We start from the raw sequence: 21,980 nt of genomic DNA on the forward strand, positions 1-21,980 counted from the left end.
GACTCGGTCTGCAGAGCGAGAAGATCGGGAACTTCGAGCGGCTCCTGAATGCGCGCGAAAGATACGCGGCGGGGACCAGCGGGTACGGCGAAGGCGTTGCGCGAGGCTGCCAACAGATGTCCTTCCGGAAGGGCACGGATGGAATCGAACTGCGCGCACGCCAAACGCCCCAGCGGAATCCGGGGCGTCGAGAGGCAGCGCGAGGAGCAGCATAACGCAAATTGCAAACGTATGTCTACACTTACTGTAGTGTCAACCTCGGTGCCGCCTTCAGCATCCCACAGGCGGGTGGACTCGTCAACTCTTGTGCCAGTCGCAGCCGGGCGTGCGGGCGCTCACGCGTCCTGCCCAGCGGTGCGCGCGGAGTCCAGGAACATGACGGGGTGAGGAAGGCCTACTCATTTGACCATTTCGTCATTTGATGTCGGATCCTTCGGCAGAATGATCAACGGGAGACGGTTGAGAAGGGATGGCTGAATGCGCGGGTCCACGAAGACGATCCTCCTCGCCGCGGCACTGTCGATCGGAGGGATCATCACCAATCCTGCGCACGCGGTCGCCTCCGCCCCGCAGACGCGGCCAGTTCCTTCTCGGCTTCCTTCCATACCGGTACGGCTGCCGCTGCCGTGCGGCGCCCGCCGCGCGGGCGTAGACCGAACCAGATGAGGACCACGCTGAGGAGCGTCACGGCCACGTTCACGCTCAGCGCGAGGTGGATGCCGGTCAGCTCCAGGCTCTGCGTCGCGGCGACGGAGCTCAGGATCGGGATGCCGACGGTGATGGCCACTTGCTGGGTCATCGAGGTCAGGCCCGTGGCCAGGCCCTGCTCCTCGTTCGGCAGGCCCGAAGTCGCGGTCACCGCGTACGCCACAATGGAGGTGACGTGCCCGAAGAATCCGATGAACAGCGCGGGGATCAGGACCACGAGCGCCATTCGGCCGGTGCCGAGGAACACCAGTGGGAGGGTCGCCAGGCCCTGCACGGCCAGGCCCACGGCCAGGACCATGCGGCTGCCGAAGCGCCCGATGAAGCGGCCGGCGATCACCCCGGCGGCCACGGCCGCCAGGCCCGGAACGCCGAAGATCAGGCCGGTGGTCAGCGGGGAGAAGCCCAGGACCTTCTGTAGGTAGAGCGTCGTCAGGAAGATCATGGCGGTCTCCATGGTGAAGACCACGAGCCCCGCGTAGTTACCCCACTTCACCGTGGGCCGCTTGAGGATGAGTACCGGGGCGAGCGGCGCGGGCGAACGCAGCTCGATCATCCAGAACGCGGCCAGCAGCAGCACGCCGATGACGGCCGAGGGGATGTTCTTCTCGATGACCGCGTAGATCACGGCCAGCAGACCGCCGGTCACGGTCACCGCTCCAGGCAGGTCAAGCTTCACCCGGTCGGGCAGGCTGCTCTCGCTGATCAGGAAGGGGGTGAGCAGCAGGATGACCAGGGCGACCGGGACGTTGATGAAGAACGCGGCCTGCCAGCTCAGCAGGCTGACCAGGGTGCCACCGACCAGCGCGCCGATGGTGAAGCCGGCGGAAAGCAGCGCGCCGTTGAGGCCGAGGATGCGGTCTCGCGTTGGGCCTTCCGCGAAGGTGGTGGTGAGCAGCGACAACGACGCGGGGATCGCCATCGCGGTGGCGAAGCCCTGCAGCACTCGGGCGGTCAGGAGCATTTCGGGGTCGGCTGCGAAGCCGCCGAGTAACGAGGCCCCGGTAAGCAGGACCATGCCGGACAGGAACAGCCTGCGGCGACCGAACAGGTCCGCCAGCCGGCCGAACAGCAGGGTGAAGCCGGCCGCGGGCAGGGCGTATGCAGAGGTAATCCAGGGCAGCCCGGTCAATCCCATCCCGACGCCCGCGCCGACCTGAGGCAGAGCGACGTTCAGGATCGAGAAGTCGACGGACATCATGAACCCGGCGCCGAGCAGAACGAGCAGGATCAACCGCTGCCTGCCGGTGATTGGGGGAGGTGATGTGGTCACGAGACGGTTCCCTTCTTCAAGAAACCAAAGATCAGCAGGCAGTACGGCTGAGCCGTACGGCAATGTGGCATGGCAGGCTCAACGCATGGCGATTAGGGGGAGCCGCGACCCCGCGCCGTCCGATGGAGCGAGCCGACGCGGGGAACGCTCCAATGGAGCGGGACGACAGGGCTGACGAGGGAAAGCGGCGAGCTAGGGCGAATCCCGCTCCGCTGCCTCAGCGATGCGTTTGATGTTCGCCAACCGCCGATCCCAGTCGTCGGCGAGCGCGGCCATCCACCGCGCCGTCGTGTCCAGCGCGGCGGGCCGCACCGCGTACCGCACTTCGCGTCCGACCCGGCTGCCGGAAACCAGCCCGGCGGCGTCCAAGACGGCGAGGTGCTTGACCACGGCCTGCCGCGTGACGGGAAGTCGTTCGGCGAGCGTCGTCGCGGTGGCCTCGCCCTGTGCGGCGAGCAGATCAAGCAGCTGACGTCGCGTCGGGTCGGCCAGCGCGACCAGGACGCTGTCGACCGACGCGACGTCGCCGCGACGTTCGTCGGTCACACCGATGACTGTTCGGCGCGCGTCTTGAGCGCGTCGAAGACCTGGGGCCAGCCGCCGGTGTTGTCCTTCACCGCCTGGCTGCGCAGTTCCTCGGTCCCGGCCAGCGCCGCGAACCCGCTCTCGACGACGCGCAGTCGCGTCTTGTCGCCTTCCGGGGTCAACGTGAACTCCACGAGGGTGCTGTTGTCCTCGCGCAGCTCTTCACCAGGGAACGCGCTGGCCCAGCGGTATGCCAGGTACGTCGGCGGCTTGACCTTCTCCACCCGCACCGGGAAGTCGCCGTACTCGGCGTTCTTCGCCACCATCGTCTCGCCTTCTTTGGCCACGGTGCCGGACACGCTCGCCTGGTCGGCCACCCAGAACCCGGGTTCGGCCACCAGCGACCAGACCCGCTCCAGGGATGCCGCGATCAGAGTTTCGCGTTCGATCCGATCCTCACTCATGAGGGACTCCTTCAATGCCGCCTTGGATGTGCAACCGTAGGATTGCACATCGGTCCTTCCAGGTGCAACCCTAGAGTTGCGTCCGCAGCCGAGTTCGAGGAAGCGGATGATCGCCAACAGCGGGGGACTCATCAACGACATCGAGCGTCATCATGCGCATTATGGGAGCTATCCGGCCTGCCTGCCGGCCGTCCACGCGGTCAACCGGTGCCCTCGGGCACGGTCCCATGTTGACCGACTCGTCGAGAGTGACCCGGCTGGCCGGTCGGCCGTGGTGCCGCCCGGCCGCCCGTTGATCCACTCTGTTCGCTCGGGCAGCGGCTCGGGGATCCATTCGCCCACGTATGCCGGCCGTGAGCCACAGGGGCCCCGATGTCAAAGAGACTGCCGTCGATCACGGCCGCAGCGCTCCTCGCCGGGCACTGGCGGGCGGCGGAGAGACCGATCGGAGAAGATGACCCTGAGCCACCGCCGCGCCTGTGGAAACGGGCGGTCTGCCGTTTCTGGTCTTGTCAGAACGTTGTGAATACGCAATGCTTCGTGTGTGAAAGGTAAGGCGAAGTCCACTCTGTTCAACCGGCTTGCTGTGTTGCGGGCCGAGCGTGGGGTGTCGCGGGCCGATCTGGCGGCGGCGGTCGGGGTGAATCCGCAGACCATCGGGTTTTTGGAGCGGGGCGACTATGGCCCCTCTCTCGACGTCGCCCTGAAGATCTGCGAGTTCTTCGCGCTGCCGGTCGAAGCCGTCTTCTCCCGCCGTCCCTTCGAGCCGATGTCGCACCAGCTCTACACCTCAAACCGATCGGGAGAGACATCATGAGCAGTGCCGCAGACCGTCGCCGGGCGTTGTTCGAGGAGCTGAAGGGGGCGACGCCGGAGGAGCGCCGCGAGGGCTTCCGTTCCTACCGTGAGGCGATCGTCGCCGAGCGGAGGGCGCGTCCTGTACCACGGTGGCTCGCGCGCCGGGCGGTTCGCCGATCGCTGGCCGTGCTGGCGGGCACCCCCGTCGTGTGCGGCGCGGTGGCCGCACTGACGCCCCGGGAGTCGCCGTCTTCCGCCCTGTTCGCCCTGGCAGGCGTGGTGGGCTTCCTGATGGCGTGGTTGCTGCTGCGCCGGGGGACCAAGCTGCTGGCCGAAGCGCCCGACACGGCCCTGGACGAGCGGGAACTGGAGGAACGCGCCGAGGCGATCCGCATGGCGTACGTGCTCCAGGTCTGCCTGCTGATCCTGCTGACGTTCGCGGCCATCGCCGATTCCCGCTGGAACCTGGATTGGCAGCCGCTGGTCCTCGGGGCGCTGCTGACCGCTTTCGTGCTGCCATCGGCCGTCGCCGCGTGGCGGTGGCGCGACCTCGACGACGCCGAGGACTGAGGCGGCAGGATCGCCGCGATCAGCGACGTGGTCGCTGACCTGGCAGGTGATCCTGATCCTCATGGTGGTGCCCACGCGCGCGTGAGGTCGCCTCAGAGCTTGGCCGCCCAGCGCTCGACGGCCGCCGTGATCGCCTCGGGCTGGTCCTCCGGAGTGTGGTGGCCGGCGACGCCGTCGTGCCGCGCTAGTTCCAGGCCGGCCATGTGCTCGGCGCACCAGGCGATCATGTCGGGGGTCATCATTGTGCCGGGGCCCGGCCGGAAGGTGATCAGCAGCTTGGGCACCGCGACGCTGCCGGCCATCCACCGGTCGTACGCCGCGACCCTGGCCACGACGTCGGCGGGCTCGCCGCCGAGCGGCATGGAGCGTGCCCACCTCAGCAGCGGCAGGCGGCTCTCCCTGGTCGGGTACGGCCGGGTGTAGACCGCCATGTCCTCCTCGGCCATCGGCGTGGCGACGGTGCCTGGCAGGCCCCGCAGGAAGGCGTCGTCGTCGAGGATCATGGTCTCCCCGACGCCTGGAGTCTTGATCGCCCGGAACAGTTCGCGACCGCCTTCGGGGAACTCCTCCCAGGACATCGGCTTGATGATGGTCTCGGTGAAGGCGATCCCGCGCACCCGCTCCGGGTGTCGCGCGGCCCAGTCGAAGGCGAGCGCACCGCCCCAGTCATGGCCGACGAGGATCACCTCGTCCAGTTCCAGGGCATCGAACCAGGCATCCAGGTAACGCGAATGATCGGCGAAGGTGTAGTCGATGGCGGGTTTGCCTGACTGCCCCATGCCGATCAGGTCCGGGGCCAGGCGGCGGCCCGAGCCGATCGCGGGCAGGATGTGCCGCCACAGATGGGAGGAGGTCGGGTTGCCGTGGAGGAAGACCATCGGTGATCCGGCGCCGAGGTCGCGGTAGAACATCGTGGAGTCGAGGATCTGCTGGACAGGCATGGCATAGCTCCGTTTCAGAGGTTGAGGGTGGTCACGCGGTCCACCGCGATCTCGATCACGACCCGGCCGGGCGGATCGGGCGGTGGCGTGCCGTACCGCGCGGTGTAACGGCGGACGGCTTCGGCGACGCGGTGGGGGTCGTCGGAGAGGGTGGCGGCGCCTTCGAGCGTGGCCCAGCGGAAGCCGTCCACCTGGCAGAGCGCGGCACGGCTGCCCGGGCAGGCGATCAGGTTGCGTGCCTTGCGCGAGGCGGCGACGGTCAGGACGCGGGCCAGGGACGCCCGGCCGTCCCAGGTGAAGCGGACGGCCACGACGTGCGGCGAGCAATCCGGCCGCAGAGTGGTCAGGCTGGCCACGCGCGGCTCGGACAGGAAGGCCGTGCTCACCGGAAGGCTGCGATGTTGCGTGCGGCCCACTCGCCGAAGGCGTGCGGGGCGCGGCCCAGGACTCGCTCCACGTCGGAGCTGACGCGCTGCTCCTCGGGGGTGGGCTCGCCCAGGATGGCCAAAGTTCCCTCGACCACGGGCAGCGGCATGAACTGTGCCATCTGCGCGTGGGCCTCCTGCCGGGTTTGCTCGACGTAGCGGACGGGCTCCCCGAGCGCCTCGGCGATCGCTGCCGCGCGCGCACGTGGGGTGGTCGCCGCAGGTCCGGTCAGGGTGTAGGTGGCGCCGTGGTGCCCGTCCTCGCGCAGGACGGCGACGCCGACGGCGGCGACGTCGTCGGGGTCGACGAAGGGCAGGCCGACGTCGCCGAATGGGGCGGCGGCGGTGCGGTGCAGGCGGATGGGCTCGGCCCAGGCATAGGTGTTGGTGGCCAGGCCGCCGGAGCGCAGGACGGTCCACTCCAGGCCCGACTCGCGCACGGCCGCCTCGAACTGGCCGGCGTGCCGGTAGGCCTGCGGCCGGGTCCCGGCGCCCTGGCTGGACAGCAGGACGAGCCTGCGGACGCCCGCCACCTTGGCGGCTCCCACGATCCCCTGCGGATCCTCCCCGGCGACCAGGAGGAACACCGCCTCCGCACCCTCCAGGGCCGGGCGCAGGCTCTCGGCGTCGCCCAGATCGGCGGCGACCACGCGCACGCCCGCCGGGACGTCGGCCTCGGTGATGCGGCGGGCGACGGCGGTCACCCGCTCGCCCGCCCCGGCGAGCAGCCGAACCAGGGTCCGGCCGACGTTGCCCGTGGCACCCGTGATGACGAACATGGTGATCTCCTACCAGTGAGTTAGTTGGCTGACTGATAAGAACCGTAGCACATCTCGCCGCTATAGTTAGTTGGGTGACTAACTCACAGAATTCGAGGACAGGACCCGCGGGCGACGCACGGCCGATCCCGCGGCTCGCGCCTGTCATCACGATGGTGTTGCTGCATGGGAAGCCACTTCACTGGTTCCGATGGGCGCCCTCCTGGGGCGAATCAACACCTTCGCCGCTCCCGCCACCGCCAACCATTGCCGTGCCCGTCACTAGGACCAGCAGTACCCACGCTCGTCCCGGCACCGAGCGTGCAGGAACTGCGGGCAGGATCTGACGCCTTCGCTCATCACTGGGCCACGGAGACGGCCGCAGCCCAGCATGGCAAAGTCGCCCTCATCCCCTGAGACAGGCCGGCCTCAGGCCCTGGGCGTTCCGGCCAGCATCTGCCGCATCTCCTCCGACAACCGACCCGACATGGGCGAACCAGGTTGAACGGCGCCGCCGGCGCGGCGATGATCGAATCTGGGAGTGCCCGGCACGGTGCGCCGGCGCTGATTGAGTGGCAGGCACCCGGCGCCTCGAGGCGTCGACCGCTTCTCGTAGTCGGAAACGCGTGTCCGGTCAACCCGCCCGGCCGTCGCGACATCGTGCGAAGGAGAGTTCATGAACCCCCGGCCAACGTTGAACACATCGGAGCCGGGCGAGGAGTTCCGGCAGCGCTCGCAGTGGGTGACGATCTTCATCATCTACCTCGGCGGGGTCGTCGCGGCGATGAGCTTCGGCAAGTTCGCCTCGATCGGGCCGGTGGTGGCGGCTCAGTTCGGGTTGTCGCTGTCGCAACTGGGCTGGGTGATCTCGGCGGTCGTCGGCGTGGGAGCGGTCGCCGGCCTGCCCGCCGGGTACCTGGTCCGCCGCTTCGGCGCGGAGAGATCACTGGCCGTCGGCCTGGCCCTGATCGCGGCGGCGAGCGCGGCGACTGTGACAGCGGGCGACTTCGCCTGGTTGCTGGCCGTCCGGGGCCTCGAAGGCATCGGATACCTTCTGGTCACCATCTCCTGTCCGGCGCTGATCCTCCGCCTCGCCCACGAGCGGGACCGCGGCGCGGCCTTGTCGATCTGGGCCACGTTCGTCCCGGTGGGCATCGGGGCGAGCACGCTGGCTGGAGGCACGGTCGGCTCCGTTCTGGGCTGGCGCGGCTGGATCGGGCTGATCGCCGGCCTGACGTTCGTGATGGCGCTGGCCGTCTGGGTGCGGCTGCCGCGCAGGTCCGGGCGGCGGCCGGCGGCCGGGCCCGTTCCCCGGGCGAGGGCGCTGACGTGGCCGGCGGTGCTCGCCGCGTCCTTCTGCCTGACCGCGTTGGTGACCATTCCGGTGATCGTGCTCCTGCCCACGCTCCTCATCGAGCAGCACGGACGTTCGGCCGCCGCCGCAGGCACCATGACCTCGGTGATCTCGCTGCTCGGCGTGGTCGGCGGGCTGGCCGTGGGAGTTCTGCTCCGCCGGGGAACGCCGGTCGGCGTCTTGGCGCTGTTCGGACTCCTCGTCGTGCCGGCCGCCTGGCTCACGTACGGCGGCGACGGCTCACTGGCCGCGGCGCTGGCCGGCGCGGGGGTCATCTCTTTGGGGAACGGATTCCTGGGGGCCCTCGTCTTCGCCGCCCTCCCTCTGGTGCTGGAGCGCCTCGACCACGCTGACGTCGGCAACGGCGTGGTCGCCCAGGCGGGCAGCCTCGGATCGCTGCTCGGCCCCCCGCTGTTCGGTCTGGTGGCCGGCGGGTTCGGCTTCCAGGCTCTCGTTCTGGTCATCGCCGTCGGGATGCTCGCCGCCGTCGGCTCGTTGCTGCTGGTCAGCGGACGAGCAGGCCGGCCCCTGCCGAGCGCCGACTGAATCCCTGCCATCCAATTCACCGGTCGCGGCCACTCGGGTCAGCTCCGCGCCTCTCAACACACGCCGGAACCGGCGGACTGCAGGCCGCCGGTCTCGACGACGCCGTGGTTAGGCGACGGCCACCGCACGTTCCGCCGCCGTGATGGCGTTGCGGAACAGCATCGCGACCGTGGTGGGGCCCACGCCGCCCACGCGCGGTGTGATCGCGCCCGCCACGCTCTCGACCGACTCGTCCACATCCGGGAGCAGGCGGCGGCCCTCGTAGCGGACGCCGCCGCCGACCACGACCGCGCCGGGCTTGACGTGCCCGGGCTGGATGATGCCGGGCACGCCCGCCGCGGCTATGAGGATGTCGGCTCGCTGGGTGTAGCGCGCCCAGTCGGGCACACCGGTGTGGACCACGGTGACGGCGGCGTTGGCGGTCGGGCGCTTCTGGCTGAGCAGCATGGCGAGGGGCCTTCCGAGGGTGGCGCCGCGGCCCAGGATGACGACCTCACGCCCGGACACCGGAATGTCGTAGTACGCGAGCAGGGCCTCGATGCCCGCCGGCGTGCACGGCAGAGGGCCGGGCATGCCGAGGGCCAGGCGGCCCATGTTGAGCGGGTGCATGCCGTCGACGTCCTTGTCCGGGTCCATGGCCTGCAGCGCGGCGTCGTAGTCCAGGTGCCCCGGCACCGGGTACTGCACCAGCAGCCCATGCACCGCCGGGTCGTCGTTGTAGGCGGCGATGGCGGCGTGCAGGTCGGCCTGGCTGGCGCCGGCGGGCAGGTGCGTGTGCGGCGAATCGAAGCCGAGCTCGGCGGCCTGACGCTGCTTGATACGGATATATCCGGTGCTGGCGTCATCGTCGCCGACGAGGATCGTGGCCAGAGACGGGGTGACGCCCTTTTCGGTGAGTACGGCGGCGCGGGCGGCTACGTCGTTGAGTACGCTCTCGGCGACCGGGCCGCCGGGCAGCATGCGTGTGCTGGACATACGTCTCCTCGAGCAGTGGTCGCCCAGGCGGTCGGCTTCCACGACGAGCTCCCCGATGGTCGATTCCATCCTCTTGCCGCCAGTCGCGCTCTCTCTAGGATGCCCGGCGCCTAGAAGGCCGCGTGAGCCGGCCAGGGTGGGGCCGGGTCACGCGGGTGGGGGAGTTAGGCGGGGGTGGTGAAGGTGTAGGTGCCGGCGCCGAGGTGGTAGCTGGCGGCACCCAGTACTGGGCGTCGGTCAGGTCGTCGGCGAACTTGTCGAGGAGCCCGTGGACGTCGAAGTTGAACGTGGAGGTGGCGGCGAAGATGCCGATGTCCCGGTCCAGCCGTGCCGCTCGTCACGCTGGGGGCAGTCGGTGGGCACCGAGAGCATGTTGGAGCGCGCGCCCCACAGGATGTTGTGCTGGAGCTGGTTGACCAGCGTGCTGGACGAGGTGAACGTGCCGGTCTCCGCGCCGTCGGTCCACGCGGCGAGGCCGGTGAGGCCGGCGGTGGTGGGCGTGCCGGGGAAGCCGGTCAGCTCGACGTAGCGGTAGCCGTGCACGGTCAACCGCGGCTGGCCATCGGCCTGATCATCGTGTTCGCCGCCGTGCTGGTCCTGCTCGGGTTCCGAGACCCTGCGCGCGACGGGGCTGCCCGGCCACCCCCGTGACGGCAGGCTTCCCGTGACCGAGCCCTACGACCAGGACGTGGGGCCGGTGGCCGCCGCGCTGGTGGCCGGACCCTACCCGGAGTTCGGTGGCGTCCCCCTTTCCCAGGTGATCGACTTCGCCTCCCAGCAGGACGTCGCCGACCGCACCGCGGAACGCCTCCTCCGCGGCTACGCTGTCCAGACCACGACCGTCCGCACCCTGCTGGCCGCCGCCGCCATCGCCTTCACCCGCGACCCCCTCGACTACGAGCGAGGCGACGTCACGGACGCGGTCGTCAAGGCCGCGGTGGCCACCATCGCGGCGGGCATCCGCGCCACGCCGAAGGCGGTACCGGAGGGTGATCGTGACAAGGCGGCAGGACGAGCCATTCTGGACCTGCTATCAGACGCCTAGTCATATCTCGCCGTACGGCGAGGCGTCGGTGATCTCGATGGCGCGCTGGATGTGGCAGAGGAACGGAGCTGTCAGTTTCGCTCTGGCTCGGCGCCGGGTTGGGGCGCGTCCTGGGGGGTCTTGCGCATGCCGATGACCGCGGCCGTCCCGACGATCGCCAGAAGGCCCAGGAGGCCCCATACCCATACGGGGATGCCTGACGTCGATGCGGTGGTCGCGGGGATGCTCTTGGCCGAGGGTTTCGGGGCGGCGCCGGTCGTCCCAGCGGCGGAGGGCTGGGCGGCGCCGTCTGATCCGGGTGAGGCCACGGTGAACGGGATCTCCCCTTCCACGGGGTGGCCGTCGGAGGACACGATGCGCCAGGCGATGACATAGCTCCCCGGGGGGAGCGGGCCGGCGACGTTCTCGAAGACCTTCGGCCCGTCGGTACGCGGGCTGCCGGATTCGAAGCGCCGTCCGGCGGCGTCGTGCAGGATCACCACGGGGAAGCTGACGTGCGCGCTGAACTCCAACTCGATCTGGTCGAGGCCGGTGACGACGGAGCCTTTGGCCGGGGAACTGCTTTTCAGGCTGTCATGCGCCAGGGCGGGCGGGGCCAGCAGGGTCAGCAGTACAGCGGGGAGGATGAGGAGCAGCAGTATTCGGATGGCGGGCGATCTCACTGAGGACTCCCGAGATAGTGGGGCGTAAGGGTCACGCGCGCGGACCTTCGGGCGCGTGACCCTCTTTCGCCTGCTGGAACCGTCAGCCGCGGGAGCGCCGCATTCCGGCCACCCCGATGCCGGCCCCGAGGAGGCCGACCACGATGCCCAGCGCGCCCAGCACTCTGGCGGTGCCGTCGGATCCGCCGGCCGCGACCGGTGCGGCCTCCTTCACGGGAGTCACCGAGGGGGCGGCCGGCGAGGTGGCCGACGGCGAGGCGCTCGCGGTGTCGGCGTGACCGTCACCCGCGTCCTGCGTCGCGGCCACCAGCTTCAGGACCGGCGCCGGGCGCTCGGGCTCGGACCCGTCGGCCTTCGGGGCGTCGGTCCACTTGACGACCTCGCCGCCCGAGTAGGTCTGGACGGTCGGGAACACCAGCTGGTCCACGTTCTTGGGCAGCGGGCCCACGGAGACCTCGAACTCCTGGAACTGGCCGGGCTGGATCTTCCCGCCCGTCCAGGTGATCTTCAGTACGGATTCGGTGACCTTGTCGCCGTCGTCGGAGACGACCGGCTTGGGCAGCTTGCCCTGGGTCAGCTTCACGTCCCAGCCCGGGACCGGGCGGACCGACACGAACGGGAGGGGGTGATCGGTGGGGAACTGGACTTCCAGCTTGGTGGTCGACTCCTTGTCCCGCTCGTTGGGCACCCGGAACCCGATCTTGGTCCAGCCGCCCTTCTCGGCGGTGCCGGGGTTGATCGTGACGTGGGCGAGCGCGGGCAGGGCAAGGCCGAGGGTGAGGGCGAGCGCACCGGCGGTGACGGTGACAGCGCGGCGGCAGATGGCGGTCAGTGCCATGGGGATTCTCCGATTGTCTGCATGAATGCCGAAGAGCGCGAGCCGTACGAGGGCGTACCGGCGCGCGAGGAATCAGAAGACAGGCAGAGTCGGAGGGCCGCGCCTGAGGACCGCGTGCTGTAACAGGCGATTGTGAACGGGGAGGATGGCGGCCTGGGCCAGCCGGAACAGTACGGGGACCGTCCGGGGGGTCATGTCGCGCCGGAGCAGGGCGCAGAGCACTGCCAGGCGGTGCAGCACATACGTGCCGATCCCGCGCACGACCGACCACAGCGCCGCCTCGCCCCGGGACAACCACCAGCCGGTCAGCAGCGCCGCGGTGAGGTGGGCGGTCAGCATGCCCACGCTCACGCTCAGGCCGTGCCCCCGCGGCAGGTCGGCCAGGCCAGGCCCATGAGTTGGGAGGCCGGGCGTGCCGGCCGGGCCGAGCAGCTGATGCAGGAAGGCCTGGGCGGCGAGCAGAAGCCCGGTCACCGTGGCCGGCGATCGTTCCCGCCCGGCCAGCGCCACCGTGATCGTCATCACGACCAGCCCACCGGACAGCAGGAGCTGCGGGGCGGGGGCGGCCCCGCCCGCGAACCAGTGGGCCACCGAGGCAAGCGTCAAGCACACGACGGTGAAGACCGCCGACCGCGCGAGCCTCAACGGCAGATTGGCCTGCATGACGCCACGAATCGTCTCACAAGCCGCCGACATTCGGTTCCAATACGCGCGACACCTCCAGCGATCCGACGGTGTCGCTGGGCATGCACGTCCTGGCGGGGGGCGCCCTTGTGCGGCCGGAGGTCATCGCGGCGGCGATCCTCTCAACGGGAGCCGTGGCCTTCACGCTCACCAGGCGCCGGCGAGGGCTCGGCACGCACATGTCGCGACCTGCGCGAACTAGCGATGGAGGGGGAGTCGAACTTCGAAGCGTGCGCCACCGGTGGGGGAGTCCCCGACGCGAACAATCCCCGAGTGGGCCTGCACCACCTCGTTGGCGATCGCCAATCCCAAGCCGGTGCCGCCTCGGTCACGGCTGCGGGCCGAATCCAGGCGGGTGAACCTCTCGAAGATCCGAGTGCGATCGGCCTCGGCGATTCCGGCTCCGTCGTCGGAGACCGTCAAGAGCGCCTCATTCCCGTCGCGGCACACCTCGATATCGACCGTGTGCTTGGCGTGGCGTTGTGCGTTGTCCAGCAGGTTGATGAGCACCCGGCTGAGCTGGCTGGGCACGCCGTCCACGGTGACGCCGTCCCCCAGGTGTGACCGGATGGAGGGAACACACTCGGCGCGCCGGTTCAGCTCGGCACGGGCCAGGCCGGCCAGATCCACCCGCTCATGCACGAAGGCGGCGTTGGATTCGAGGCCGGTCAGCAGGAGCAGGTCGGCCATGATCGCCTCAAGCCGATCGACATCGCTGAGGGTGCGGTCGAGCAGCCCTTCCGCTTCGATGTCGCGGGGGTGCATCTGGGCCTCCTCCAGCTTGACGCGCAGTCCGGCCAGCGGCGTGCGCAGTTCGTGGGAGGCGTCGGCGACGAACCGCTTTTGGTCGTGCATGGCCCGTTCCAGCCGGTCCAGTGACTGGTTGAGAGTGCGGATCAGCTGGGCGATCTCATCGTCCCCCTGCGGCTCGGCGATCCGATGGCTCAGGTTGCGGAAGGTGATCTCGGCAAGCTCGGACCGGATGGTGTCCACGGGTCGCAGTACGCGCCCGGTGACCCGCCACGTGATCCAGCCGACGAAGATCATCAATATGGCGGACTGCGCGGCGACGATGCCGTCGATGGAGTCGGTGGACATGATGGGGGAACTGCGGCGGGCGGCGTAGACGACCGGGGAGTCCAGTCTGGATTCGACCCGGAGCGTGGTGAGGCGAAGGCAGCCCGGTTCGGGGTTGGCGCAGGTTTGCAGATTTTGCAACGGATTCTGAGGGGTCGGCCAGGCCGTGCTCATCGGCGGCTTGTTCTCGGCGGCCGGGGACGCGGAGATGACATGCCGGTCCGGTCCTACGACCTGCACCAGGGTGACGCCGGGTATGACAGGCATGATGACCGGAGACAGGTGGCCCGAACGAACGGCGGCCGCCACCGCGATCGCCTCTTGCTGCGTTTCGTTCCACGCCGCGTCGGTGATCACTTGCTGGATCATCCCGCTCATGAGCGTGGCCATGGGGATCAAGACGAGCATCGTGATCAAGATGGTCAACAGGGTGAGACGCCCTCGAATCGACCGCGGGTACAGCCTTGACGACATCAACCCCATACCACAACGCTAGCCGCCGCAGCCCCACCGGCGGCTGAGGTCGAGGGAAAGCCCTACTCAGGAACCGTTCATGTTCCTCGACTCCCGTCGCGGGGCGGGTAAACAGAAGCGTGACATCTCGGGGAGGCCCGCCGCTTCGCCCTTCCGCTCATCGGCCCGGCCCCACCGCTCATGAGGATCCGGCCGGCGCCGCGGGCAACCGGAGCACGAACCGGGCGCCACGCGGGCTGTCCTCGATGGTCAGGGCTCCGCCGCTCATCTCGGCGATCTGCCGGGCGATCGGCAGACCCAGGCCGGTGCCCCCGGGATCCCTCTCGCGGCTCTCGCGCAGGCGCACGAACCGCTGGAAGACGGTCTCGCGCTTGTCAGAGGGGATTCCCGCGCCGTCATCCAGCACCTCCAGCACCGCGATGCCGGCCGCGAACCGCAGATCGCCGCCGCACCCACTGTCCTGGTGAGACACCTTGATGGTGATCCTGGTGTCCGCATGCCGTTCGGCGTTGCTTTCGCGCCCGCCACTTCGTTGGTGAGGTACTCGGTGGCGAGCCCATGGATGGCGATCATGAGCACCGTGGCGCTCAGCGTGCACAGCACAGCCGCCGCCACGCCGGCGAACAGCGTGAGGCGAGTTCTGATGGGCCATTGCCGCAGCGGACGCATGACAACATCAGTCGACCACCTTGGCGGGAGAGGCCGGTGACCGGGTAAGCCGTATCGGCCACCGGCCCGCCGGCGCCCGCTGCTGACGAGCTCAGGGCCTGATGTGGCGAACCAGGGGAGAAGCAGCTGAGGGGGCGCTGGTCACGTTCGGGAGACGGGGCACCGGTGAGGAACGGGAACTCAGGAGTTCGAGCCCCTGGTGCCGTCGTTGGGCAGAGTGTCGAGCCAGCGGGTGAGGCGGTTTCCCTCGCGGGTCATGATCTCCGGGTCGCGCAGGGCGTTGGCCAGCAGTGACATGCCCTGGTAGGCGCCGACGAGCGCGATCGCGAGGTCGTCGGGGTCGGGCAGTCCCAGCTCGCGGAACTGGCGTTCCACCCAGTCCAGCAGCAACCGGATGACCTTGCCCGCTTCCAGGTCCATGCCTCCCTCCGCGCGTTTGTCGAGTTCGACGGCCAGGGTGCCGGTGGGACAGCCGTAGCGGGCGGCGACATCGCGCTGGCCGACCCACGCGCCGATCAGGGCCTTGAGGCGTTCGAGTGGATCGGGCAACTTGTCGAGTTCGCCGGTGAGTTCGGCAAGGTACCCGGAATGCTCGGCCAGGGCGGCCTGGACCAGCTCGTCCTTGGTCTTGAAGTAGTAGTACACGTTTCCGACAGGAACGCCGGCGGCGCCGGCGATGTCGGCGATGGTGGTGCGCTCCACGCCCTGCTGGTGCAGGACTTGGGCGGCGGCGGCCATCAGTCGGCGCCGTTTGTCGGTCCCCCGCGCCCGGGACTTCGTTGAGTTAGCCACCTCACTAACGATAGCCCCGCGAGGAGCCGCGCGTGGAAGTTGAATGGCATTAAACCTTGTGATCCTTCAAGGGTATTGAGATGCTTGAGTCATGGAGACCACGAACGCCCCGCGCAACCGCGACCTCCTCGCCGCCGCCAAGCGGATCGCCGTCGCCCTCGGCTACACCGCCGCCGAGGCGACCGAGCTCGCCGTCGAACTGGGGAAGGACGGTCGCCGCGACTGGCCCACAGCCGACCTGCTCTTGACCGCCCTAGCCGAGCTCGCCCGCCGCGACCCCGGCCGCCGTGACCCCGGCCGCCGTGACCTCGTCGGCGCCGTCGAGGCCGGCGAGATCCTCGGCGTCTCCAGGACCCGCGTGCACCAGCTCGCGGAGCGGCCCGACTTCCCCGAGCCCCGCTACGTCCTGGCTGCGGGCAAGCTGTGGGCCCGGGCCGACATCGTGGCCTTCGACGCCCGGTGGGACCGGCGCCCGGGCCGCCCGCCCAAGCCGGGCCGGGGAAGCACCATCCGCGAGGTACTCCCGGACGGGCACGGGGGTTAAGGCTTGCGGGCGATCCCGCCGTACATGAGCCGCTGGCCGACGGTCAGGTTCTTGGGCACGGGCCCGTCCGGCCGCCACTGGGGCAGCGGCACGACGCCCGGCTCCAGCAGTTCGAAGCCGTCGAAGAAGGCGGTGATCTCCTCTGGCGTCCGGAACCGGCCGGTGCCGAGCAGCGCCAGGTACTTCTTCTCGGCGTCGCGGGCTTCCTGACTGGAGTCGCAGAAGTGGGTGATGAACAGGTGGCTGCCCGGCGGCACCGCCGCCATGTACCCCTCGATGATCCCTCTCGGGTCCTCGTCGTCGTGCAGATGGTGCAGGATGCCGACCAGCATCACGCCCACCGGCCGGTCGAAGTCGATGAGCTTGCGGAGGGCCGGGTCGGCCAGGATCGCCGCCGGGTCGCGAAGGTCGGAGGTGAGGACGGCCGTGCGGTCGTTCTCCGCCAGCAGCGCCCTGCCGTGGGCCAGCACCATCGGGTCGTTGTCGACGTAGACGACCCGCGCCTCGGGGTTCTCACGCTGCGCGACGTGATGGGTGTTCTCCAGGGTCGGCAGGCCGGAGCCGAGGTCGATGAACTGCGTGATGCCCTCACCGCACATGAACCGGACTCCTCGGCCCAGGATCTCGCGGTTGTAGGTCGCCACGTCGTAGATCTCGGGGACGACCTTCACGATCTCGGCGACGAAGGCCCGGTCGACCTCGAAGTTGTCCTTGCCGTTGAGGACGACGTCGTAGGCGCGAGCGATGCTCGGCCTCGTCGTGTCGATGCTGGCCTTCCACTCATCCGACTTGTCCCCCACAGGACGATCCTTCCGTCACTCCTGGCCCAATACGGATGATCATATGGTCGGAAAGGTCCGCCGAATGCGGCTTTCAGGTAAATATCAAAACTCATATCTCCTGCCCGATGCGCCGGCTCCGCCGGCTCGAATTGTCGATCGTGGCAAGAGAGCGCCCCGCTGCCTGTCGGGGCAACGGGGCGCGGTGGCTGTGGTTTCAGGCGGGGTCCTGTCGTCGGCGGAATCCGCGATCAGGATGCGAAACCGAGCTTGCGCAGCAGGTCCTGGTGCGCGAACTGTCCGTAGTACTCCAGCATTTCGGCGATGAGGCCACCTCGGAAGGTCACTCTGATGATGAGCCGGTTCTCGTAGCGACCGCCGTCGGCGAGTTCGGCGACCATGCGCTCCTCGATGATCGCGACGTCGGGGTCGTCCGTCTGGTGGAACCGGACGTCACGCACTGCGATGCTTCGCGCGCCGGCGACCAGGCCGGTGAACGCCGCGTGCAGCGCCGCACGTCCGGTGATGACAGCGGGCAGGCCGCTCACCGGCAGGGCGGCCTCATAGGTGGCGTCGTCGCACCAGTGGCTGATGAACTGGTCGATCTCGCCGGCGTACAGCAGTTCGCTGGAGCGGCGCCACACGTCCTCGTTCCGGGCGCGGGCGGCGCCGAGGTCGGCGGCCACGATGATGTCGGAAGTCATTCTGAACTCCTCAGGTGGTGGGAATGGGCCTGAACTAGGCGACGGCTCCTATGCCGCGCGGCGGTGTGGGGGTGCCGTGGATCCGGCGGGCGTAGCGCCGGAATGCCCGGCGTCCCAGCGGTGGCAGCAGGCGGCGCAGCGGCGGGGGAAGCTTCCGCAACTCGATCCCGATCACCTCGGGATCTCCCTCGTAGAGCATCATCCCGAAGCCCAGGAACATCTGCCGTTTCGGAATCGCCGACATTCCTCGCACGGTGAACTCCTCCCACTCCTCGGCCGTGATGTGCCTTGCCATGAGCGGCAGCAGGTGGGTCTCCTCGGCGTGCAGGTGCTCGAACAGCGCCGTGCACAGGTCGGACAGGATCCCAGCCAGCGCCTCACCGTCCGAGGTGGACGCGGTACGCCGCCAGGTGCCGATTCCGGCGTGCGCCTGATCCAGTAGCGCCGCCACGCGCTCGTGCTGGCTCTGCATCAGGTGCACCAGCGGAGCGAGCTCGGTGGGAACCCGCTCGGACAGCACCGCCCACAGCAGTTCGTCTTCGATGCTGTGGTGGTGATGCAGCAGAGACAGGAACAGGGTCGCGTGGTCCGCGACGATCGACACCCGGCGGCGGTCCCCTTCGGTGACCCCGCGGACCGCCGCCGGGGACAGGCCCAGCTCGCGGCGAAAACTGGTGTGCGCGACCCGCATCATCCGTACGTCGGTGAGCCCCGGCCCGTGCAGCCGCTGCCCGTTGGTGGTCTGGCTGGTCATGGCTTCTCCTTCCTCTCGGACGGACACAGCCTGCGCCGGCGTACTTGGAAGCCATCCATGTCCGACTTAAAAGCACCTCCCTGACAAACGGGGACGCGCCGGTTAGCGTGGCCCGAGTGCGCTATCAGGTGTTGGGACCGGTCGAGGTGCTCGACGTCAACGCCGGCGGTGGCCCGGTACAACTCGGCGGCCCCAAGCAGCGCGCGCTGCTCGGCCTGCTGCTGGCCGCCGGCGGCAGGGTGGTCTCGATCCCCCGTCTCGTAGACGAACTGTGGGGTGACGACCCGCCGCCGAAGGTGCTGACCTCTGTGCAGGTCTACGTCGCCAACCTCAGACGGGCACTCGAACCGGACCGCCCGGCGCGGGCGCCGGCCCGAATCCTGATCACGCGCCCGCCTGGCTACGCCCTCGCGGCCGACTCGGTCGATTCCGCCGAGTTCGAACGGCTGGTCAGTGCGGCGCACGGGGCCCTTGCGACCGATCCCGCGCACGCCAGAGCCCTCCTGCAGACCGCCGCCGGGCTCTGGCGCGGCGAGCCGTATGCGGACGTCGCCGCGGTGGCTCCCGGGCTGACCGCCGAGGCGGCCAGGCTGACCGAGCTGTGGCTGCTGGCGACCGAGGATCGCTTCCGCGCCGAGCTGGCCCTCGGCGTGCACGCCCGGCTCGTGGGGGAGATCGAGCAGCTGGTCGCCGCGCACCCGCTGCGAGAGACGGCGTGGGGACTTCTCTCGGTCGCCCTCTACCGGTCTCAACGCCAGGGCGACGCGCTCGACGCGCTGCGCCGCGCCAAGGAGGTCCTGGCGGATGAGCTCGGTGTCGATCCTGGTCCGGAGCTGAGGCGGCTCGAAGCGGCGATGCTGCGGCACGAACCGTCGCTGGACCCCATACCGGCTCCCGGCGAGGCGCCGGCATACGGCGCCGCGGTGGTCGTCAGGCCACCCGCCGCGGAGGCTGGGCTGGTCGGTCGGGACGAGTGGCTTGCGCGCCTCACCGGGCACCTCGTCGACGCGTCCGCCGGTCGCGGAACCGCGGTGCTGGTGACCGGTGAACCCGGCATCGGCAAGACCGGTCTGGCACGCGCGCTGAGCGCGACCGCCGCCGCGATGGGCATGCGCACCGGATGGGGACGGTGCGAGGAAGCCGCCGGCGCTCCGGCCCTGTGGCCGTGGTCCGAGGCGCTGCGACCACTGCTGGACACCGCGGGCGCGCCGGCCCGGGTCCCGGCTCTGGCCGCCCTGCTGCCCGACCGGGATGGCCCCGCCGACGCGGCGACGGCGACGGACGCCGACACGACGGCCTTCCGGCTCGCCGAGGCCACGGCCGCCCTGCTACGTGACGCCGGTCCGACCCTGCTCGTGCTCGACGACCTGCACTGGGCGGACGGGGACACGCTGCGCCTGGTTCGCCGACTCGGCGCGATGCTGGCCGGCCTACCCGTCGTGCTGCTTCTGACCAGCCGCGACGCCGAGGCCGACCGCACGCCCGAGTTGGCCGAGGCACTGGCAGACCTTGCCCGCGCCGATCTCGTCCGGGTCGGTCTACGCGGGCTGGACCAAGCAGGAGTGCGCGCGTATGTCCGGCTCCGCTGTGGCGTCGACATTCTCGACGAGGTCGCCGCGGCGTTGCGGGAACGCACCAACGGCAACCCGTTCTTCGTCGGGGAGCTCGTCCGGCTGCTGGCGGACGAACGGCGTCTCACCGAGCCGGGCGCCGCGGCCGCGCTGCGGGTCCCGGACGGGGTTCGGGACGTCGTACGCCGGCGGATCTCCCAGTTGCCCGACGACGTCGAACCGCTGCTGTCGATGGCCGCGGCGTGCGGGCCGACGTTCGACGTCGATCTCGTAGAGGCGGCGTCCGGGCTGACCACGGACTCCGCGATGACCGCCACCGAGGCCGCCCTGCTGGCCGGATTGATCGTGGAGGAGGGGGCCGGCCACAGGTTCACCCATGCCCTGGTCCGGGAGGCGGTGTACGCCCGGCTGTCACCGAGCCGGCGCCGTCAACTGCACGCGGCGCTCGCCGGGGTGATCGAGGAGCGGTCCGGCCGGGTGCGCGAGGCACGCTTCGCCGAACTCGCCCATCACTACGGGCGGGCCGGAGCCGAGCACGCTCGCGCGGCCTGGACCTACGCGTCGCGGGCGTCAGCGGTCGCAGCGCGGCAGCCTGCTCCTGCCGAGGCCGCCCGCCTCCAGGAGGCCGCGTTGTCAGCCGTGTCGCGCGACCGCACCGCCACGGCCGCCGACCTCTATGACGTCCTCATCGGCCTGGCGCTCGCCCGCAAACGCGCGGGCTACGAGCGGCAGGCGTGGGAGGCCACCCGTGAGGCGGCCGAGGTGGCCCTCGCGGGCGGGGATGTCGTGGCGGCGGCGCGGGCGGCGGTCACGACCGCCGCGGATGCGATCTGGAGCTGGCGCGAGTACCAGGTGGTGGACTTCGCCGGCGTCGCGCTGTTCGAGCGGTTGCTTCGGGAGCTTCCACCAGGGTACGAGGTGACGCGGGCGAGGTTGCTCGCCGCTCTCGCGGCCGAGATCTACTACGGCACGGACACCGCCGACCGTGCCGTGGCACTGTCGACCGAGGCGGAGGCTCTCGCCCGGACCCACGGCAGCCGGGCAGACCTGGCCCGTGTGCTCGAACTCCGCCACGTCGCTTACGAGCGACCGCAACTGTTGACCGAGCGGCTCTCCGTGGCCCGCGAACTGGTCGGCCTGGCCGAGTCCGCGGACGACCCCGCCGCGGTTGCCCGGGCGCTGGTGTTCCGCGGACGGGACCAGATCGAGCAGGGCGACATCGGTGCGGGACTGCGGGATTACCGGCATGCGCGAGAACTGGCCGAGATGCACGCGCTCGTCCCGGCTCTGGTCGCGCTCACCTGGGCCGACGCGATCGTGGCCATCGCCCGCGGCCGGTTCACCGAGGCGGAACAGGCCATCGCCAGGGCACACGACTTTCACTCGGGCACGACGCTCGCGGGCACCACCACGGTCCCGATCACGCTCACGGTGACGCTGAACCTGGCACGAGGCACTTTGCCGGCGATCGAGCCGCTGCTGGCCGAGACCGCCGCCGTCACCGGTCTGGCCCTGCTGCGCGACTGGCACGCACTCGCTTTACTGCGGTCGGGTCGCACCGAGCAGGCGCGGTCCGTGCTCGGCCCGTGGCGGCAGCAGCCGGAGGTGCCGATGGACTACATGTGGCTGACCCACCTGGCGATCCGAGCGGAACTGTGGTCCGCGCTCGAGGCGCCGGACGCTGTGCGCGACCTGTTCACCTATCTCGCGCCCTACGCGGACCGGCTGGTGATCGGCGGCACGGGGGTCACCTTCGGCGGCTTCGCCGGACATCACGTCGGTCTGCTCGCCCGGGCCTGCGGTGATCTGGACGGCGCCGCAGATCACCTGAGCGCGGCACTACGCCGCAACGAGGAGGCCGGTCTCCGGCCCTTCGCCGCGGCGAGTGCGCGCGAGCTGGCGACCACGCTGCGGCAACGCGACCGTCCCGGCGACCAGGAGAAGGCCGCCGCGCTCACCGCCCGCGCGGCCGCTCTGGCCGGCTCCAATTCGGCGGCGGATCCGCCCCATCTCCGAAGCTGACTCCTTCACGTGGTTGTCGGGGGCGCCGCCG

23 protein-coding genes and 1 riboswitch are annotated in these 21,980 nt (G+C 70.0%); of the genes, 6 read left to right on the plus strand and 17 right to left on the minus strand.

The genetic code is table 11. The features are described from left to right. Window positions 1-535: 535 nt before the first annotated feature. From MYF83_RS23350 to MYF83_RS23360, 3 genes are all read right to left on the minus strand, one after another. On the minus strand, window positions 536-1,978 hold the full coding sequence (locus MYF83_RS23350; protein ID WP_248962761.1) for an MFS transporter: 1,443 nt from the start codon (window positions 1,976-1,978) through the stop codon (window positions 536-538). Between the two features lie 192 nt (window positions 1,979-2,170). Then, window positions 2,171-2,524: an ArsR/SmtB family transcription factor gene (locus tag MYF83_RS23355; RefSeq protein WP_248962762.1), complete on the minus strand. Its 354-nt coding sequence runs from the start codon at window positions 2,522-2,524 to the stop codon at window positions 2,171-2,173. Continuing rightward, the gene (locus tag MYF83_RS23360; RefSeq protein WP_248962763.1) at window positions 2,521-2,967 is read right to left on the minus strand and encodes an SRPBCC domain-containing protein; all 447 of its coding nucleotides are present in this window, start codon (window positions 2,965-2,967) and stop codon (window positions 2,521-2,523) included. The genes MYF83_RS23355 and MYF83_RS23360 overlap by 4 nt, the downstream gene beginning before the upstream one ends. Before the next feature lie 544 nt (window positions 2,968-3,511). Between MYF83_RS23360 and MYF83_RS23365 the strand changes: the two genes are divergently transcribed. Together MYF83_RS23365 and MYF83_RS23370 are read left to right on the plus strand one after the other, a co-directional pair. Further along, a complete protein-coding gene (locus MYF83_RS23365) occupies window positions 3,512-3,784 on the plus strand; it encodes a helix-turn-helix transcriptional regulator (protein ID WP_248962764.1) in 273 nt (90 codons plus the stop codon). Next, window positions 3,781-4,335, plus strand: coding sequence for a hypothetical protein (locus MYF83_RS23370; protein ID WP_248962765.1), 555 nt, complete (start codon window positions 3,781-3,783; stop codon window positions 4,333-4,335). The genes MYF83_RS23365 and MYF83_RS23370 overlap by 4 nt, the downstream gene beginning before the upstream one ends. A 92-nt stretch (window positions 4,336-4,427) precedes the next feature. Here MYF83_RS23370 and MYF83_RS23375 read toward each other — a convergent pair whose 3' ends face one another. Genes MYF83_RS23375 through MYF83_RS23385 form a run of 3 tightly spaced genes read right to left on the minus strand, consistent with a single transcriptional unit; the run spans window position 4,428 to window position 6,480 of the window. Further along, window positions 4,428-5,276: a haloalkane dehalogenase gene (locus MYF83_RS23375; RefSeq protein WP_248962766.1), complete on the minus strand. Its 849-nt coding sequence runs from the start codon at window positions 5,274-5,276 to the stop codon at window positions 4,428-4,430. Window positions 5,277-5,290: 14 nt separating this feature from the next. Then, window positions 5,291-5,662 carry a pyridoxamine 5'-phosphate oxidase family protein gene (locus tag MYF83_RS23380; protein WP_248962767.1) on the minus strand — a complete coding sequence of 124 codons (372 nt, stop codon included), beginning with the start codon at window positions 5,660-5,662 and terminating at the stop codon, window positions 5,291-5,293. Next, a complete protein-coding gene (locus tag MYF83_RS23385; protein ID WP_248962768.1) occupies window positions 5,659-6,480 on the minus strand; it encodes an SDR family oxidoreductase in 822 nt (273 codons plus the stop codon). Before MYF83_RS23385 ends, MYF83_RS23380 begins: the two co-directional genes overlap by 4 nt. 655 nt (window positions 6,481-7,135) lie before the next feature. On the opposite strand from MYF83_RS23385, the gene MYF83_RS23390 reads away from it, so the two are divergent. Continuing rightward, window positions 7,136-8,359 (plus strand): MFS transporter, encoded by a 1,224-nt coding sequence (locus MYF83_RS23390; protein ID WP_248962769.1) that lies wholly within the window; start codon window positions 7,136-7,138, stop codon window positions 8,357-8,359. Window positions 8,360-8,467: 108 nt separating this feature from the next. Here the strand turns inward: MYF83_RS23390 and MYF83_RS23395 are convergent, their stop codons facing one another. Beyond that, window positions 8,468-9,334 carry a bifunctional 5,10-methylenetetrahydrofolate dehydrogenase/5,10-methenyltetrahydrofolate cyclohydrolase gene (locus MYF83_RS23395; RefSeq protein WP_248962770.1) on the minus strand — a complete coding sequence of 289 codons (867 nt, stop codon included), beginning with the start codon at window positions 9,332-9,334 and terminating at the stop codon, window positions 8,468-8,470. 14 nt (window positions 9,335-9,348) lie between these two features. Continuing rightward, a riboswitch (ZMP/ZTP riboswitch) is annotated at window positions 9,349-9,431 on the minus strand. A 140-nt stretch (window positions 9,432-9,571) separates the two neighbouring features. Further along, window positions 9,572-9,877 (minus strand): alpha-L-rhamnosidase-related protein, encoded by a 306-nt coding sequence (locus tag MYF83_RS23400; protein ID WP_248962897.1) that lies wholly within the window; start codon window positions 9,875-9,877, stop codon window positions 9,572-9,574. 121 nt (window positions 9,878-9,998) lie between these two features. Between MYF83_RS23400 and MYF83_RS23405 the strand changes: the two genes are divergently transcribed. Then, complete coding sequence (locus tag MYF83_RS23405; protein WP_248962771.1) at window positions 9,999-10,379, plus strand: hypothetical protein; 381 nt, start codon at window positions 9,999-10,001, stop codon at window positions 10,377-10,379. A 71-nt stretch (window positions 10,380-10,450) separates the two neighbouring features. Here MYF83_RS23405 and MYF83_RS23410 read toward each other — a convergent pair whose 3' ends face one another. The 6 genes from MYF83_RS23410 to MYF83_RS23435 all read right to left on the minus strand — a co-directional run bounded on the left by MYF83_RS23410 (window position 10,451) and on the right by MYF83_RS23435 (window position 15,575). Next, the gene (locus MYF83_RS23410) at window positions 10,451-11,041 is read right to left on the minus strand and encodes a copper resistance CopC family protein (RefSeq protein ID WP_248962772.1); all 591 of its coding nucleotides are present in this window, start codon (window positions 11,039-11,041) and stop codon (window positions 10,451-10,453) included. 82 nt (window positions 11,042-11,123) lie between these two features. Further along, window positions 11,124-11,879 carry a YcnI family protein gene (locus MYF83_RS23415; RefSeq protein ID WP_248962773.1) on the minus strand — a complete coding sequence of 252 codons (756 nt, stop codon included), beginning with the start codon at window positions 11,877-11,879 and terminating at the stop codon, window positions 11,124-11,126. Between the two features lie 72 nt (window positions 11,880-11,951). Continuing rightward, complete coding sequence (locus MYF83_RS23420) at window positions 11,952-12,542, minus strand: MFS transporter (RefSeq protein ID WP_248962774.1); 591 nt, start codon at window positions 12,540-12,542, stop codon at window positions 11,952-11,954. 219 nt (window positions 12,543-12,761) lie between these two features. Beyond that, window positions 12,762-14,066 carry a sensor histidine kinase gene (locus MYF83_RS23425; protein WP_248962775.1) on the minus strand — a complete coding sequence of 435 codons (1,305 nt, stop codon included), beginning with the start codon at window positions 14,064-14,066 and terminating at the stop codon, window positions 12,762-12,764. Between the two features lie 226 nt (window positions 14,067-14,292). Beyond that, window positions 14,293-14,766 (minus strand): ATP-binding protein, encoded by a 474-nt coding sequence (locus tag MYF83_RS44400; RefSeq protein WP_372500218.1) that lies wholly within the window; start codon window positions 14,764-14,766, stop codon window positions 14,293-14,295. Between the two features lie 197 nt (window positions 14,767-14,963). Next, window positions 14,964-15,575, minus strand: a complete 612-nt coding sequence (locus MYF83_RS23435; protein WP_248962776.1) for a TetR/AcrR family transcriptional regulator — start codon at window positions 15,573-15,575, stop codon at window positions 14,964-14,966. 91 nt (window positions 15,576-15,666) lie between these two features. On the opposite strand from MYF83_RS23435, the gene MYF83_RS23440 reads away from it, so the two are divergent. Further along, on the plus strand, window positions 15,667-16,119 hold the full coding sequence (locus MYF83_RS23440) for a hypothetical protein (protein WP_248962777.1): 453 nt from the start codon (window positions 15,667-15,669) through the stop codon (window positions 16,117-16,119). Here MYF83_RS23440 and MYF83_RS23445 read toward each other — a convergent pair. The 3 genes from MYF83_RS23445 to MYF83_RS23455 form a co-directional block, all read right to left on the minus strand. After that, complete coding sequence (locus MYF83_RS23445) at window positions 16,116-16,919, minus strand: SAM-dependent methyltransferase (RefSeq protein WP_248962778.1); 804 nt, start codon at window positions 16,917-16,919, stop codon at window positions 16,116-16,118. The two genes, MYF83_RS23440 and MYF83_RS23445, sit on opposite strands and share 4 nt — an antisense overlap. Window positions 16,920-17,149: 230 nt before the next feature. Then, window positions 17,150-17,602, minus strand: coding sequence for a nuclear transport factor 2 family protein (locus MYF83_RS23450; protein WP_248962779.1), 453 nt, complete (start codon window positions 17,600-17,602; stop codon window positions 17,150-17,152). Window positions 17,603-17,636: 34 nt separating this feature from the next. Continuing rightward, a complete protein-coding gene (locus MYF83_RS23455) occupies window positions 17,637-18,356 on the minus strand; it encodes a hemerythrin domain-containing protein (RefSeq protein WP_248962780.1) in 720 nt (239 codons plus the stop codon). Window positions 18,357-18,472: 116 nt separating this feature from the next. Here MYF83_RS23455 and MYF83_RS23460 point away from each other — a divergent pair, with 116 nt between their 5' ends. Continuing rightward, window positions 18,473-21,949 carry an ATP-binding protein gene (locus MYF83_RS23460; RefSeq protein WP_248962781.1) on the plus strand — a complete coding sequence of 1,159 codons (3,477 nt, stop codon included), beginning with the start codon at window positions 18,473-18,475 and terminating at the stop codon, window positions 21,947-21,949. Window positions 21,950-21,980 lie beyond the last annotated feature (31 nt).

Origin of the sequence: Sphaerisporangium perillae, from assembly GCF_023276435.1 — a bacterium.
GTDB classification, from domain to species: domain Bacteria; phylum Actinomycetota; class Actinomycetes; order Streptosporangiales; family Streptosporangiaceae; genus Sphaerisporangium; species Sphaerisporangium perillae.

Bases quoted from the DNA above. Each gene is read 5' to 3' on its own strand.
- MYF83_RS23360 (WP_248962763.1), bottom strand. From the start codon at position 2,967: ATGAGTGAGGATCGGATCGAACGCGAAACTCTGATCGCGGCATCCCTG.
- MYF83_RS23370 (WP_248962765.1), top strand. From the start codon at position 3,781: ATGAGCAGTGCCGCAGACCGTCGCCGGGCGTTGTTCGAGGAGCTGAAG.
- MYF83_RS23375 (WP_248962766.1), bottom strand. From the start codon at position 5,276: ATGCCTGTCCAGCAGATCCTCGACTCCACGATGTTCTACCGCGACCTC.
- MYF83_RS23385 (WP_248962768.1), bottom strand. From the start codon at position 6,480: ATGTTCGTCATCACGGGTGCCACGGGCAACGTCGGCCGGACCCTGGTT.
- MYF83_RS23390 (WP_248962769.1), top strand. From the start codon at position 7,136: ATGAACCCCCGGCCAACGTTGAACACATCGGAGCCGGGCGAGGAGTTC.
- MYF83_RS23395 (WP_248962770.1), bottom strand. From the start codon at position 9,334: ATGTCCAGCACACGCATGCTGCCCGGCGGCCCGGTCGCCGAGAGCGTA.
- MYF83_RS23415 (WP_248962773.1), bottom strand. From the start codon at position 11,879: ATGGCACTGACCGCCATCTGCCGCCGCGCTGTCACCGTCACCGCCGGT.
- MYF83_RS23420 (WP_248962774.1), bottom strand. From the start codon at position 12,542: ATGCAGGCCAATCTGCCGTTGAGGCTCGCGCGGTCGGCGGTCTTCACC.
- MYF83_RS44400 (WP_372500218.1), bottom strand. From the start codon at position 14,766: ATGGCCCATCAGAACTCGCCTCACGCTGTTCGCCGGCGTGGCGGCGGC.
- MYF83_RS23440 (WP_248962777.1), top strand. From the start codon at position 15,667: ATGGAGACCACGAACGCCCCGCGCAACCGCGACCTCCTCGCCGCCGCC.
- MYF83_RS23450 (WP_248962779.1), bottom strand. From the start codon at position 17,602: ATGACTTCCGACATCATCGTGGCCGCCGACCTCGGCGCCGCCCGCGCC.
- MYF83_RS23455 (WP_248962780.1), bottom strand. From the start codon at position 18,356: ATGACCAGCCAGACCACCAACGGGCAGCGGCTGCACGGGCCGGGGCTC.